This is a genomic window from Acinetobacter sp. ANC_7655, assembly GCF_056784015.1.
The window spans coordinates 47,910-64,006 of the sequence record NZ_JBWYJB010000005.1; the positions used below are offsets into that span (position 1 = coordinate 47,910).

12 protein-coding genes are annotated in these 16,097 nt (G+C 40.8%); 1 reads left to right on the top strand and 11 read right to left on the bottom strand.

Going from position 1 to position 16,097, the window contains the following annotated elements:
• Position 1: 1 nt before the first annotated feature.
• The gene (locus AC1M9N_RS07390) at positions 2–394 is read left to right on the top strand and encodes a Na+/H+ antiporter subunit G (protein WP_481596121.1); all 393 of its coding nucleotides are present in this window, start codon (positions 2–4) and stop codon (positions 392–394) included.
• A gap of 32 nt (positions 395–426) precedes the next feature.
• On the opposite strand, the gene AC1M9N_RS07395 is transcribed toward AC1M9N_RS07390, so the two are convergent.
• From AC1M9N_RS07395 to AC1M9N_RS07445, 11 genes are all read right to left on the bottom strand, one after another.
• Positions 427–1,317, bottom strand: coding sequence for a metal-dependent hydrolase (locus AC1M9N_RS07395; RefSeq protein WP_481954525.1), 891 nt, complete (start codon positions 1,315–1,317; stop codon positions 427–429).
• Positions 1,318–1,598: 281 nt separating this feature from the next.
• A complete protein-coding gene (locus AC1M9N_RS07400; protein ID WP_035263992.1) occupies positions 1,599–3,020 on the bottom strand; it encodes an FAD-dependent oxidoreductase in 1,422 nt (473 codons plus the stop codon).
• A 72-nt stretch (positions 3,021–3,092) separates the two neighbouring features.
• A complete protein-coding gene (gene gltB, locus AC1M9N_RS07405) occupies positions 3,093–7,568 on the bottom strand; it encodes a glutamate synthase large subunit (RefSeq protein ID WP_481954555.1) in 4,476 nt (1,491 codons plus the stop codon).
• A 414-nt stretch (positions 7,569–7,982) separates the two neighbouring features.
• The gene (locus tag AC1M9N_RS07410) at positions 7,983–8,828 is read right to left on the bottom strand and encodes a hypothetical protein (protein ID WP_481596119.1); all 846 of its coding nucleotides are present in this window, start codon (positions 8,826–8,828) and stop codon (positions 7,983–7,985) included.
• Between the two features lie 14 nt (positions 8,829–8,842).
• Positions 8,843–9,922 carry a 3-dehydroquinate synthase gene (gene aroB / locus AC1M9N_RS07415; protein WP_035263978.1) on the bottom strand — a complete coding sequence of 360 codons (1,080 nt, stop codon included), beginning with the start codon at positions 9,920–9,922 and terminating at the stop codon, positions 8,843–8,845.
• A gap of 25 nt (positions 9,923–9,947) precedes the next feature.
• On the bottom strand, positions 9,948–10,490 hold the full coding sequence (gene aroK / locus AC1M9N_RS07420; protein WP_035263975.1) for a shikimate kinase AroK: 543 nt from the start codon (positions 10,488–10,490) through the stop codon (positions 9,948–9,950).
• 36 nt (positions 10,491–10,526) lie between these two features.
• Positions 10,527–13,016 (bottom strand): type IV pilus secretin PilQ, encoded by a 2,490-nt coding sequence (locus AC1M9N_RS07425; RefSeq protein ID WP_481610858.1) that lies wholly within the window; start codon positions 13,014–13,016, stop codon positions 10,527–10,529.
• A gap of 19 nt (positions 13,017–13,035) precedes the next feature.
• A complete protein-coding gene (locus tag AC1M9N_RS07430) occupies positions 13,036–13,563 on the bottom strand; it encodes a pilus assembly protein PilP (RefSeq protein ID WP_481589152.1) in 528 nt (175 codons plus the stop codon).
• Positions 13,563–14,291, bottom strand: a complete 729-nt coding sequence (locus AC1M9N_RS07435) for a type IV pilus inner membrane component PilO (protein ID WP_481954526.1) — start codon at positions 14,289–14,291, stop codon at positions 13,563–13,565. The genes AC1M9N_RS07430 and AC1M9N_RS07435 overlap by 1 nt, the downstream gene beginning before the upstream one ends.
• Positions 14,288–14,914: a PilN domain-containing protein gene (locus AC1M9N_RS07440; protein ID WP_481954527.1), complete on the bottom strand. Its 627-nt coding sequence runs from the start codon at positions 14,912–14,914 to the stop codon at positions 14,288–14,290. The genes AC1M9N_RS07435 and AC1M9N_RS07440 overlap by 4 nt, the downstream gene beginning before the upstream one ends.
• Positions 14,914–15,972, bottom strand: a complete 1,059-nt coding sequence (locus AC1M9N_RS07445) for a pilus assembly protein PilM (protein ID WP_035263966.1) — start codon at positions 15,970–15,972, stop codon at positions 14,914–14,916. The genes AC1M9N_RS07440 and AC1M9N_RS07445 overlap by 1 nt, the downstream gene beginning before the upstream one ends.
• Between the last annotated feature and the right edge of the window lie 125 nt (positions 15,973–16,097).

Sequence of the window (16,097 nt, forward strand, 5' to 3'; positions counted from 1 at the left end):
TATGAATACTCAGCTCATCATGGAAATCTTAGTTTCATTCTTCCTTCTTACCGGTGCCTTCTTTACCCTTGTAGGTGGAATTGGAATCGTAAAGTTACCCGATCTGTTCATGCGTCTGCATGCCCCTACAAAGTCGAGCACACTAGGCTTAGGTAGTTTTTTAATAGCAGCTATGATTTATTCAGCTTTTCATAGTCGCTTTGGGTTTGCTGAACTACTGATTACATTACTTGCCTTTATTACGGCGCCTGTATCGGCAAATTTAATTGCACAAGCTGCATTACATTTACGTTTACGCTCTACATCAGGCGATGTCCCCGAAGCACTAGACCGCCCTCTCCCTTGGCAGCGCCAAAGAAGAATGCGTCAGTTTAATCAAGACTCATCTAAGTAATAAAAAAACCTAGCTTTCGCTAGGTTTTTTTGTTAGCTATATAGTACAGGTTGGGGATGCTCTTGGAAGCCTTCCACTTGATATTCTTCAGCTAATTTTGCCTTCCAATGATTCACGATATCCGTATAGTCAATTTCAGAAGGATGAAAATCTTCTTTGTAATATGATAAATATTCTGGAATTAGCTCGATCATCATTTTAGAAATCAGGTAAATACCATATAAGTTTCCACTGACCTTCGGTAAGCTTTTTCGACGATCTTGCCAAAATAATCGAGTTGCTGAATAAAATGTAAGACTCGCAAAACCTGTGGTTACGCTACGCATAATATTGCGGCGCACTTTGTTATCTTTATATACCGCTTGGTAGACATCAAATGCAACTGCTCGATGCTCGATTTCTTCAATAGCATGCCACACCCAAAGCTTAGTTGCATCTTCATCTAAGGTCGACAGGACTTCAGGATGACGAAGAATATAACCACCCAATAACGCTGTAAAATGCTCAAAAGCACAGGTAATTGCTAACTGCAATTTTGGATGGGTAGTACGAATAAATTCATCGCGTCGCGCTAACCATGCTTGAAAGTTGTCAAGTTGATAATCATCACGGCGCCAAGCGTCATTAAATTCCGCATGTGCTTTTGAATGCATCGCTTCTTGACCAATAAATGCTGCAATCTGCGCTTGTAATTTTTCATCTTTCACTTTATCTCGTACATTACGAACACTATGAACAAAGAATTGTTCACCAATTGGAAAGGTAGAAGAAAGTGCCGTCAACAAGTGTGACATGACAGGAGAATTCGCGAAAAAATGGCGTCGTATGGCTTTAGGATTATAATTTAAACGTCGTACGGTAATCCCAATCGCTTTTGGACGATTTAAATAAGATTTATCTTTGGCGATTTGTGTAGTTGTCATTTTAGAGCCTATATGGATATAACATTTCTTATTCATACTGTCAGAATAAATCAGATTTAATATTGCAAAAATAACCACACAGACAAATAAATTATATTTTTTGCCAATAAAGTCGCAAATTAAATTACAACTCCATTCTCTTTTTTAATTTAATTACATGATTCGTAAGATAGTTCTTGAATTGGATACTTTTGAATATTCAACAAGAGATTGTCAAACAAGTCATGCATATAAATGAAAAATCCTACCGAAGTAGGATTTTTTGTAAGGCATGTTTTCGTTTAAACATCAAGATAATCTAAAATACCTTCAGCAGCCTGACGTCCTTCCCAAATCGCAGTTACGACCAAGTCAGAACCACGCACCATATCTCCACCGGCAAAGATTTTCGGATTAGAAGTTTGGAACTTGTATTGTTGATGCTCAGGAGCAACGACACGACCTGAACCATCTAAATTAATACTTACATCATTAAACCATTCTGCAGGGCTTGTACGGAAACCAAAGGCCAACAGCACTGCATCAGCAGGTAAGATTTCCTCTGAACCTGGGATCGGTTCAGGACTGCGACGACCACGACTATCAGGCTCACTGAGTTGAGTCGTCACAAATTTAACACCTGTGACCTTTCCATTCTCACCCACGATTTCGATCGGCTGACGATTGAACTGAAATTCAACACCTTCTTCTCGCGCATTTTTAACTTCACGGCGTGAACCTGGCATGTTTTCTTCATCGCGGCGGTATGCACAAGTGACAGATGTTGCACCTTGGCGGATTGAAGTACGGTTACAGTCCATAGCAGTATCACCGCCACCGAGTACAATAACTTTCTTACCTTCCACACTGATAAATTCTGAAGGATCTTTCTCCCAACCTTGGCAACGATTCACATTGGCAATTAAGAAATCAAGCGCATCATAAACACCTTCCAAATCTTCACCTGCGAAACCACCTTTCATGTATGTGTATGTTCCCATACCCATGAAGACAGCGTCATAATCAGCAAGCAATTGATCAATAGTGATGTCTGTGCCAATTTCTGTATTTAAACGGAATTCAATCCCCATGCCTGTAAAGATTTCACGACGACGTTTCATCACGTCCTTTTCCATCTTAAATTCAGGAATACCAAAGGTCAGCAAACCACCAATTTCTGGGCGCTTATCAAATACGACAGGTTTAACACCATTGCGCACCAAAATGTCCGCACAACCTAGACCTGCAGGGCCTGCACCAATAATCGCGACTTTTTTATCTGTCCATTTGACATGAGACATGTCAGGACGCCAGCCCAATGCAAATGCCGTATCATTAATATACTTTTCAGCATTTCCAATGGTCACCGCACCAAACCCATCATTTAGTGTACATGCACCTTCACACAAACGGTCTTGAGGACAAACTCGACCACACACCTCCGGTAGAGTATTGGTTTGGTGGCAAAGCTCTGCTGCTTGAAAAATACGACCTTCAGCAATCAGTTTTAACCAGTTTGGAATATAGTTATGTACTGGACATTTCCATTCACAGTAAGGGTTACCACAACCTAAACAGCGATGTGTTTGGTTTTTCGCAACTTCAGCTGTAAAGGGTTTATAAATTTCCACAAACTCAGCTTTGCGGACGTTGAGATCTTTTTTCTCTGGATCTTGGCGTGCGACATCCAGGAATTGAAAGTCATTATTAAGGCGTTCTGCCATGTCTCTCTCCGTGGGTAGATGCAGTCTATTGTTAGTTCAGCTGCATCTGCCTATATATCTGCAGTAGTGGAATTATTGAGGATCAGCTTGAGTTGTTTTTAATAAAGTCTGCAAGTTTGCAGCTTTTGGTTTCACCAACCAGAATTTACGGCTGTAGAAATCAAACTCGTTACGGATCTTGTACGCCCAAGCACTACCAGTTTCCTTAATATGCTCATCTAAAATGCGGCTTAAGAACTCTTTATGTTCTTCCATTGATTCGGTCGAAATACGATTAAGCTCGATCAACTCGTGGTTATAATGATCAACAAAGTTATTATCTAAATCAAGTACATAAGCAAAACCACCTGTCATACCTGCACCGAAGTTATGACCAACTTTACCCAGTACCGTCACAATACCACCTGTCATGTATTCACAACAGTGATCTCCAGCACCCTCAATCACCGCGAACGCACCTGAGTTACGAACAGCAAAACGTTCACCAGCTGTACCTGCAGCAAATAATTTACCGCCTGTTGCACCATATAAACATGTGTTACCAATGATCGCTGTTTCTTGTGTTTGGAATGGAGAACCCTTCGGTGGGAAAATTGAGATACGACCACCCGCCATACCTTTACCCACATAGTCATTCGCATCACCCTCAAGCTTGATATGCAGACCACCCGCATTCCATACACCAAGTGATTGTCCAGCAGTACCTGTCAAATTCACTTTAACAGGGTGTGCTTCCATACTTAAGTTACCATAGCGACGAGCGATCTCACCTGAAACACGTGCCCCAATAGAACGGTCACAGTTACCAATGCTAAAACTGTATTCACCACCTGTACCAGCTTCAATCGCAGGCAATATTTCTGCGATCATAGACTCAGCCAAAACACCTTTATCAAATGGTGCATTTCCTTCGACTTCGCAATATTGAGCTTTGCCTTCAGCAGCTGGATGTGATTCAAGTAAAGCACTTAAATCTAGGTGAGCATGCTTATCTGTTTCACCAGGTAGCATTTCTAGTAAATCGGTACGACCAATCAAGTCTTTCAAACTTGATACACCTAATGCAGCCAACCACTCACGTGTTTCTTCAGCAATAAAGGTGAAGAAGTTAATGAGCATTTGTGGTTCACCGATATAGTGCTCTTGACGCAAATGATCTTGCTGAGTCGCTACACCAGTCGCACAGTTATTTAAGTGGCAGATACGGAGGTATTTACAACCCAACGCAATCATTGGTGTAGAACCAAAACCGAAGCTTTCCGCACCTAAAATAGCTGCTTTCACGACATCTAGACCCGTTTTTAAACCACCATCCGTTTGAACGCGAACTTTACCACGCAAATCATTTACACGAAGGGCTTGATGCGCTTCAGAAAGACCAAGCTCCCATGGCGAACCCGCATGATGAATCGAAGACAATGGCGATGCTGCTGTACCACCGTCATAACCAGAGATGGTAATAAAGTCAGCATAGGCTTTTGCAACACCCGCAGCAATCGTACCCACACCTGGCTCGGATACCAGTTTTACAGAGACCATCGCTTGAGGGTTAACTTGTTTTAAATCAAAAATTAACTGCGATAAATCTTCGATTGAATAAATATCGTGGTGCGGTGGTGGAGAAATTAATGTCACACCCGGTACAGAGTAGCGTAAACGTGCAATTAAGCCATTCACTTTACCACCTGGCAACTGACCACCTTCACCCGGTTTTGCACCTTGTGCCACTTTAATTTGCAGTACTTCTGCAGAAGTTAAGTAAGCAGGCGTTACACCAAAACGACCTGATGCGATTTGTTTGATTTTTGAGTTCCGGATTGTGCCGTAACGCGCTGGATCTTCACCACCCTCACCTGAGTTCGAACGACCACCAATTGTATTCATTGCAATGGCAATCGCTTCATGTGCTTCTGGTGATAATGCCCCTAAAGACATCCCTGCAGAGTCAAAACGCGGAAGAATCGCTTCTACAGATTCAACTTGATCCAGTGGAATTGAATTTTCTGTTTTGAGTTTAAATAAATCACGAATGGTTGCCACTGGACGATTATTTACAAGCTCAGCATATTCTTTGAAATCTTCATATTTCCCAGAACGTACAGATTTATGTAGAGCATTAATTACATCAGGATTAAAAGCGTGATATTCCTTATCAAATACAAATTTCAGCAAACCACCTTGCTCAATTGGCTTACGTGATTTCCAAGCGGTTTCTGCTAATTTTTTCAAATCATTTTCAAGATCAACAAAAGTAGCACCTTTAATACGGCTTGGAACACCTGTGAAGCATTTATTAACAACTTCTTCAGATAAACCGACAGCTTCAAATAACTGCCCACCACGATATGAAGCAACAGTCGAAATACCCATTTTTGAAAGGACTTTCAGCAATCCTTTTTCAATCCCTTTACGGAAATTCGCTTGTGCATGAATCGGATCACCTAACAACTCACCTTTCGCAATTAAATCATTAATGACGTCATATGCAAGATATGGGTAAATTGCTGTTGCGCCAAAGCCAAGCATTACGGCAAACTGGTGTGGATCACGCGCTAAAGCTGTTTCAACAATAATGTTTGCATCTGTACGTAAACCTGCATGGATGAGGTAATGGTGGATAGCACCCGTTACCATCGCTGCATTGGCTGGTAAGAACCCTTCACGGATTTTCTTATCGGAAATCACCAATAGGGTTTTGCCATCACGAATTGCTTGCGCTGCTTCTTCACAAATACGTGTAATCGCGGCTTCTAGACCTTCAGTCTCTGCATAGTTTAGATCAATATCTGTAATCTCATAGCCCTTACGACCTAAAGTGCGAATTTGATGCATTTTAGAGTTTGACAGTACAGGACTTGAAATAATTAATCGATCCGCATGCTCTGGACCTTGTTCAAATACATTTTGTTCACGACCCAAACATGTTTCTAAAGACATTACGATCGATTCACGTAATGGATCGATTGGTGGGTTAGTTACTTGAGCAAACTGTTGACGGAAGTAATCTGTTACATGGCGTACTTGACGAGACAATACTGCCATCGGCGTATCATCGCCCATCGAACCTACTGCTTCTTGACCACTTTCAGCGATTGGACGTAATAACTGATCTCGCTCTTCAAATGTCACCATAAACATTTTTTGCGCTGCTTTTAAAGCATCGCCTTTTAAGCCTTGATCACATAGATATTCTTCTAACTCAGGGCTGCCTTGGATACGAACTGAATTTTCACGCAACCATTGACGATAAGGACGCATTTTTTTCAGATGATTACTGACGTCTTTAGTATCCAGCAATTTACCAGTGAAAGTGTCAATGACTAAGATCTGACCTGGTCCAACACGACCTTTAGAGACCACATCTTCTGGTTCATAACCCCAGACACCAATTTCTGATGCAAGTGTGATGTAACCATTTTTAGTAATTACCCAACGTGCAGGACGTAAGCCATTACGGTCAAGCATACAAATCGCATGACGACCATCTTGAATCACAAGACCTGCTGGCCCGTCCCATGCTTCCATATGTTTAGAGTTGAACTCATAGAATGCACGTAAATCAGCATCTAAAGTTTCAACGTTTTGCCATGCTGGTGGAACGAGCATGCGTAGTGCACGGAATAAATCCATACCTCCACCAACCAAGATCTCGAGCATGTTGTCTAAACTTGAAGAGTCAGAGCCAGTACGGTTTACGATTGGGTTGAGCTCAGTTAAACCAGGTAAGAGCGGGTTTTCAAACTTTGGTGTACGTGCCATCGCCCAGTTACGGTTTGCTGTAATGGTATTAATTTCACCATTGTGCGCTAAGTAACGGAAAGGTTGTGCCAATGGCCAACGTGGCAATGTATTGGTTGAGAAACGCTGATGGAACACTACAATGTGTGATTCCAAACGTGGATCAGCCAAATCTGTATAAAAATCTGCAATCGCTTCAGGCATCATTAAGCCTTTATAAGAGATCACAGTTGAACAAAGTGTTGTAACGTAGAATGAACTATCTTGACTTAATTTTTGTTCAGCACGACGTCGAGCCAAGAATAACTTACGGTTAAACTCAACTTCTTCAACACCCATTGGACAGTTAACAATTACTTGTTCAAATGCTGGCAAAGACTGCATCGCAATTGAGCCTAATGCTTCATTATTGGTTGGCACTAAGCGCCATGCAATTACACGCAAACCTTCTGATTCAATTTCTTTAGTCAGCACTTGTTTTGCATGTGCAGCAATTGCAGGATCTAGGCTAAGAAAAACTGTACCTACTGCAAAAATTTCACTGAGTGTAATATCACTTAAACGTTTTGCTTCTTCACGGAAGAATTGCTTAGGCATAGCCAACAGTAGACCACATCCATCACCCGTCTTACCATCTGCAGCAATACCACCGCGGTGCGTCATACAACTTAAACTATGAATCGCGGTCTTGACCAAGTCATGACTCGCATCACCTTGCATATGGGCGATTAATCCGAAACCACAGTTATCTTTAAACTCATCCGGTTGGTATAGACCTTTAGCGGGAGCTACAGTATTAGGCGATGGCATGTGCATAGCGTACCCTTCATCAACATGGCCCTCATTGGGCAAAACTTATCTATTCTTCAAATACGATTTCTTTATAAAACAAAGACATGATTCTGTATGTCTTTCGTTATTGAACGTCTTTTCTGATTTAATTTCACAAATGTACGAGACGATTTGCACCCATTTAAAGCAGATCAATTTGACTAAATCGCACACTAAATTAAGGTCTTCGCTCCAAAATAGGGACAATTTACTTAATCAGTGCACCAATAAAAGCAAAATCTATGCCAATATTTATTTATTCCGTGCAAGCGTTTTATTTCAATTATTTTGTCATTATTAACCGAAAAGGCACCAAATTAGAACCACTTTATCGCACCAATGATGTGCAAATTTATTATGCTTTCGTTTAATTTTGCGCCATTTTATAACATTTTAATTAAATGGATCACTAATTTGAGCCTCTTGATTCCGCTTATCCGTATTATTCTTTGAATTATCGCTCGAAATAGGGTCAACATTCGATTGCGAACGTCTCACATCAACCACATTTCCTGACTGATCTTTTCTTGTAATAGTCACATTGGTTGTTGCCTTAGCAGGATCAACCACAGGGGTTGGCTTAGGACGAACCAGCAATGACTCATCAATCAATGGTACCGCTGCAGGTCGTAATTTAATTTCGTATAATTTTGCAGTTGTTAGTTCTTCAGAACCCATGTCATTGACTTGACCCACAAACTGATTAAAGCCAGCAACTTTAGGCGCTACAGAAGGTGGTAACTTTAAATCCAATCCATTTAAAGTTGTCTTGGCAGCACCTTCCCCCATAAACAGCCCATAACCCAAAATGTACTGTTCAACTTGATCCTCACCACTCAAACGAAAATAAATGTATGGTTTACGATCAGTTTGCTTATTAAGAAAACTTTTAATTACATCTTCATTGGTAACGCGAAATAGTTCGATAAAATAATTATTTTTATTGTCTTGAATAAACTTTGTGCCTCTAAATTCAGGCAAATGGTTTCCTGAAGCCACTTTACGCGCAGTTAATTCCAAAGGTCGCACTTGATCAGTCAGCCCGCCCAAATAATTTGTTGCTGCCACCTTTTCAGGTTGAATCTGGACTTGAGTTTCTTCAATTTGCTTAGACTGAGTAACCAACTCTTTGCTATCAGTCAAAATCCAGAATACAAAAGATGCGACTAAAAACAGTATGCCACCGATCAACCAAATATATTGTTGCGCTGTGCGTGGGGATGAGTGGCGTACCGTCATGAGAAAACCTAAGATTATGCTTGATTACGTAAAATCGCTTGTTTCATTAATTCCACATCAAACTCTTTGGTAATTACTGCTTGCCCTAGCGACTTCAAGAGCACTAAACGTAATTGACCATTCAGGACTTTTTTGTCATGAGACATATATGCCAAAAATTCATCAAGTGGAATTTGAGGACATTTTATCGGTAATTTCGCACGTTGAATGATAATTTTTGTACGTTCAAGGTCAGCTTCTGTGATCCACCCCATTAAATAAGATAAATCTGCCGCCATCACCATTCCCGTCGCCACAGCCTCACCATGTAACCACTCACCATATCCCAGATAAGATTCAATCGCATGTCCAAAGGTATGACCTAAATTCAGTAATGCACGCTCACCCTGTTCTTTCTCGTCATTGGCCACAATTCGCGCTTTATGTGCACAAGAGCGGTACACTGCTTCAGCAAGTAATTCTGGATGTTGTGCAACCAGACCATCCATGTTTTCCTCAAGCCATGCAAGAAAATCAACATCTCCTAATAGGGCATACTTAATGACTTCAGCCAAACCTGCTGATAACTCACGCTCAGGCAATGTTTTAAGTTGCGCCATATCCGCAAGTACGACCTGTGGCTGCTGGAATGCGCCAATCATGTTTTTGCCTAATGAGTGGTTGATTCCAGTTTTACCGCCAACGCTCGAATCGACTTGCGATAGCAGCGTAGTCGGGACTTGAATAAAATACACTCCGCGTTGGAAACAAGCTGATGCAAATCCAGCCATGTCACCAATCACCCCTCCACCCAAGGCAAGCACTGTACAATCTCGGTTAAATCCTGCCTCAAGCAAGGCATCAAAAATTAAATTCAAATGTTCAATATTTTTATAACATTCACCATCAGGTAGAACACATGTCTCAACTTTTTTACCTAAACCTTCCACAGCTGATACATAGTGATTTAAATACAACGGTTTAACCGTTTCATTGGTGACAATCATGACCTGTTGCCCATGAATATAGGGTTCAAGTAATTGTTGCGGATCTAAATCACTACCAATGAAAATAGGATAACGGCGTTCACCGAGTTCAACGAATAAGGTTTGCATGATGTTATAAGCCAATAAAACAAATTTAATTCAATTCTTTTGCGACAATCACATTAAGAATACGTTGTGCCAAATCACGCGCAGCACCTTGATTCGTTTCAATAATATGATGTGCAACTTCACGATACAGCGGATCACGAATATTCAATAATTCACGTAATTTCTGTTCAGGATTTTCGACTTGTAATAAAGGTCGATTTTTATCACGGTAGGTTCTTTGAAGTTGTATTTCTACGGGAGTATAAAGATAAATCACAATACCTCGATCTTTTAGATAAGATCGATTAATCGACTGAGTAACTGCACCGCCACCCGTCGCAACAACTAAATTTTGTTTTGATGTTAAATCATCAATTACCAGTGATTCACGATGTCTGAATCCCTGTTCACCCTCTTTCTCAAAAATCCATGGGATGGTCGCCCCAGTTTTTCTTTCTATCTCATGATCACTATCAAGAAACTCTCGATGAAGTAAATCTGCAAGATGTCGACCAACGGTTGTTTTACCAGCTCCCATGGGCCCTACCAAATAAATATTCGGTAGGGTTTCAAACTCTTTGCTTGGCAAGGAGTCACCTATTGAATTGCTTTCATTGAAACTATATTAATTGTTTCTAGTTTGCCTGTCATTAACAATTCTTGGTGTCACAAAGATTAATAACTCACGCTTATTCTCTGTTTTACTGTCTTTACGGAATAGACGACCAACAGCAGGAATATCACCAAAGAAAGGCACCTTGGTTTGGTTAAAAATCGTTTCTTGCTCGAAAATACCACCTAGCACCACAGTTTCACCGTTGTTCACAAGCACATTGGTATCAATTTGATTTTTGTTCAAAATGATTTCCCCATTCTGTGCATAACCTGCTGGTGAATCACTGGTAATGTTCAATTTCATTTGAATTTTACCATCAGGCGTAATACTTGGTGTTACCTCTAAGCTTAACAACGCTTCTTTAAAGGAAGTCGTCGCCGTTGCAGCACCACCTGCAGTTTCAGTGGTTTGGTAAGGGATTTCCTGACCTGAAGCAACTTTCGCTTGTTGCTTATCAGCAGTGAGAACTTTTGGGGTAGAAATAACTTCACCGTAGCCATCAGCTTGTAGTGCCGACAACTCAAGGTCCAGCATAAAATCAGACATATTGATTAAACCAAATGCAATTTTACCTGCAGCCCCAGCCACACCTAAATCCACATTTAAGTTATCAGGACGTTGAATATTATAACGACCATCCTCACTTGGTGATTTTAAATCCCACAGCGTTTGATCACTACCACCAACCAAAAGATCATTATTGGTTGCAACACCTTTCGATACTACACCCCATTTCACACCCATTTCTTTTGTGAAATCTGTTGTCGCGCGTACAATACGAGCTTCGATCATGACTTGTTTTACAGAAACATCCAGTAAATCAATCATCTTGCGAATTTGATCAATTTTTTGAACTGTATCGTTAATAATCAATGTATTGGTACGTGGATCAATTGAAACTGTACCACGTGGACTTAATAATGACCCGACACTGTCCCCCAATGGGTCAGTTGTTGAGTTTGTATTATTACCATTAGATGAACGACTGTTACGACCTTCAGTAATCAACTTTTCAATATCTTCAACTTTGGCATAGCTCAATTGAATATATTCGGTTTGTAATGGTGCTAATTTCACACTTTGTGCAATGGCTTTCGCCTCTTCTTCTTCGGCTTTAATCAATTCTGGAACAGGTGCAATCCAAATCACGTTTCCGTTGCGACGCTTATCCAAGTTCTTGGTTTTCATTACAATATCAAGCGCTTGATCCCAAGGCACATCTTTTAAGCGTAATGTAATATTCCCTTGAACTGAATCCGAAGTCACCATATTAATGCCGGTAAAATCAGCCAACAATTGTAATACGCGGCGCACTTCAATGTCTTGGAAGTCGAGAGAAATCTTATTACCTGTATATTTCGGTGTACGATTTTGGCTGCTTAAGCCTTTTTTCTCTTCTGGGCGTTTTAGACTGATCGTTAACTTACCATCTGTTTGATAAGCCATATATTCAAAGCTACCACTCGACTGAATGGAAATTACACCATTCGACTTATCATTATAAGCGTCTACTGTAGAGACTGGCGTGGCAAAATCATTAACGTTTAAACGGCGCACCAAATGCGATGGAATTTTGTTACCGAGGAAACGCACCACAACTTTGCTACCTTGCTGTTGTACATCTACTGGTGTATCTGCTGTTTTTAAATTCAGTACAACTTGTCCCTCACCTGCACTACCGCGCTCAAAACCAATATCTTGCAGTCCTTGTTGTACTGCTTGATAAGCGACAGGTGCTGGCGGTGTATACGCAACAGGCTGCTGATAAACAGGAGCTACTGGAGGTGGTACAGGTGCTGTAACTTGCTGACGAACCACTGGTGCAGGTGGAGCGGCAGGTCTTAAAACCGTAGGCGTTGGTGCAGTTGGTTTCAATACCTGCTGTGCTGCAACAGGAATCACAGGTGTTGGCGTTACTGGTGTCTCTGCCACAGCTGTAGCCGCAACAGGTGTAACGTTATTCGTCAGATTAGGACGTATGACTGGCTTTAAAACACCTGGTTTAGTCGCTGGTTCTACTGCTTTGGCTTGTGTAACCACTGGCACCGCTGGTGTTGCCACTTTCACAGAGTTCGGGTTATTTATTTTTAAAATAAAGGTATTGCCTTCAACACGTGTCGTGTAGCTACCTTTCTGCGTTAAATTGACAGTTAACCGTGAACGCTGATCATTAGAAATAACTTCAACTGAGTTTGCTTCAGTGGTCGACACAGGTATTTTAGTATTCGCCAGTGTTTGACCTGCCTGCATAAAATCCAAAACCAGTCGAGATGGATTTTCCAATTGATATGACTGTGGCTGTGGAGGTAATCCGTTAAACATGACACGGATTTCTGTTCCTTGACCTGGCACCTGCAAAGGCACAATATTGGTCATCGTAGTTTTAGCCGCCGCTGCCTGCATAACAGCTATAGAAACAGTGGTCATAGCGAATTGACGAAGAAAACGGTTCATATACTGTCGATCCCCACCCCAAAAATTTTGCATACTCTTTTTCATTGTTATTCCTTAACTCGTCTTAACCAACAGGCCCAAGCAACACTAAGCTTCTTGGTCTTTCGATATAACCATCTCGACCATCTGAAACAATTTCAATCAGATCGATTTGAGTCGGCGTTATCTTCACGATGCGCCCTTGGTTCATCCCCATGTAATTACCACGTTGCACACGCTCAATCTCACCATCAGGGGTTTGAATCAAAGCGAGAATCTGGCCATTGTTACGTTTTAAACTTCCTTTGAAGTTTAACGTTTCCAATGCATAGCTTTCTAAAGGCTGTGGTTGACGATTAAAATTAGGATAAACACGTTTACCCGACATGATTCTTAGCTCTGTTGCCAATGAGTTTGGCAAGAATGGACTTCGAAGTTGATGTGCCGAGTAAAGAAAATTTGGAACTGGATTAAATACAGGTGCCGGTTCTATGGGTAAAGGCGGCTGGCTACGAATATTCGCCATTTCTTGATTGACCGCATCAATACGCGAATCACATCCCACCAAAGTCGTTGCAATAATTAATCCGCACAAAAGCTTAAATGATTTCATTATTGTCCTCCTGGTGGTATATCAGCTGGTGGAACAACCGCTGAACCTACCGTATCTTCAGTCGATGCAACATAACGATATGTTTTGGCTTTTAATGAATAATTGATCAGTGGAATATCAGATTTTTTATCTGTACTTGGCGTCGCTGTAATCACAAAATCATGTAAGGTCACGATACGCGGTAAAGACGCGATTCCACTCACAAAACGCCCAAATGAATGATAATCACCTGTCGTTTCTATCGAAATTGGCTGCTCAATGAAGAATTCTTGAGCCACTTCATTTTCGAGACGGATATTTTTAAATTTGAGTCCTGAATTCACACCTGTTAAGTTGATGTCCTCAACTAAACTTGGAATTTCTGTTTCTTTTGGCAATTGTTGTAATTGCTCATTGAAATTCATTTCCATTTGTTGCAACTGTGCTTGGTATTGCTGCAAATTACGGAGCTTAGAATCCTTTTCTTTAAACTCTGTCAGTAAATTTGCCTCTTGTGCTTTAGCAAGATCAATAGATTCAAGTTTTGGTTTAATCACCAAAAAGTAACCAATAGAACAAACAAATAGGAAAATAAAAATCCAACAGGTAATTTTTACAGACAGTGGCCAACTACCGTAGTTATTGGAGTCCAAAGTATTAAATTGCTGAAAGAACTTTTCAACAGTCATGGACTTCTTTTTAGGTACAGTGACATCTGAATCAAAATCATTTAAATCATTACGACTCATGGTGCACCTCCCACATTATTCGCGTCCATCTCTGATGTCGGTTGAGCAATTGCACCCAAGTCGACAGTCACGATAAATGTACCGTAAGACTCTTCAACTCGAGGGATTACCGAACTTGGTGCTTTTTCCTTCACTTCTGGCGCAGCCAAGAATGAATTCATAAATGCATTTCGGTACCACTGGGAAGCTTCTAAACCACGTAATAACTCTGCTACCGCATTCGGACTTTCAGCTTTACCTTCGATGGTAAATTTATTACCAGTACGGGTAAATTTCGTCAGATACACTGTTTCAGGAACAACACGTACCAATTCATCTACTAAACGCACAGTAACAGGTCGTTGACCTTCAAGACCTTGAATCAGTTTCATCCGCTCAATCACTGCATTTCGACGTTCTTGCAATCCTTCCAAGGATTTTAATTGAACGTCTAAACTTTGATTGGTGCTTACAATAAGTTGGTTTGCTTGTTCTTGGTCTTGCAATTTATGATTCAAGAAGAACCACTCTGCTAAAACCGATAAAATCGCAAGTAATACCACTGCGATACAGATATAAACAAATTGCTTTTTTCGCTGTTCTCTTAGCTCTTCGCGCCAAGGGAGTAAATTAATTTTAGCCATTAATCAAAACTCCTCAATGCCAAGCCACACGCCACCAATAATGATGGTGCATCATTTTCTATTTTTTTCAGGTCGATTTGAGGAGAAAAGCCCATTTGTAAAAATGGATTAGCAATAGTGACACGATATCCCAATTTTTGTTGCATCATTTTTGCAAGACCTGGGATATTGGCATTACCACCCGCCAATAAAATATGATCAATCTCGTTAAATTGAGAAGAAGAGAAAAAGAACTGTAATGAACGCGCTGCTTGTTGAATCACTGCATCAAGGAATGGCATTAAAACTTCTGTTTCAAAGTCATCTGGTAAGGTGTTGTCTTTTTTAGCACGCCCAGCTTCATCATAAGATAAGCCATAACGATTTTGCACATCTTGAGTCAATTGCTTACCGCCAAACACTTGTTCGCGCGTGTAAATAATTTTGCCATTTTGCATGACTGATAAAGTCGTCATGGTATGACCAATATCAAGAACGCCAACAAGATTTGCACCAATCGGCAATGTATCTGCAAAGACTTCAAAACTACGTTCCAGTGCATAGCTTTCAACATCGGCAACTTTTGGGGTAAGGCCGACCAAATCCAATACTTCAATACGAGAGTCCACGTTTTCAGTACGTGTCGCAACGAGTAGAACGTTCACTCTGTTTGGATTGTTTAATCGCTCAGGAAGCACTTCAAAGTCTAAACTGACTTCGTCAAGTGGGAATGGGATATATTGCTCAGCATCCATACGAATCTGAACTTCACGCTCATCATCGCTCATGTCGGCATCCATCTCGATGACCTTGTGAATCACCATAGATGTAGGTACCGCAAAAGCAGCATTCGTCGATTGCGGATTTGCAATATTAATCGCGCGCTCTAAAGCATCAGCCACGTTATCCTGATTGAGGATGTTTTTTTCAACAACACTCCCATCAACCAATGGACTTAACCCGTAACTTTCAACCCAATAGCGACCGTTTTTAACTGATAGCTCTAATAGCTTAACAGAGGTCGAACTAACATCTACCCCCACTAACCCCTTATTTGGCTTACGATATAGTCTAAGCACAATGCAATTCCTATTATTTTTTTGTCCCCAACAACAGCACAATACAAACTAACTACACTTGGTCTAATTTTTTTGCGGATATAATAACTCAACTAACATTCTGTTAAATGAGAAGCTATACTGAC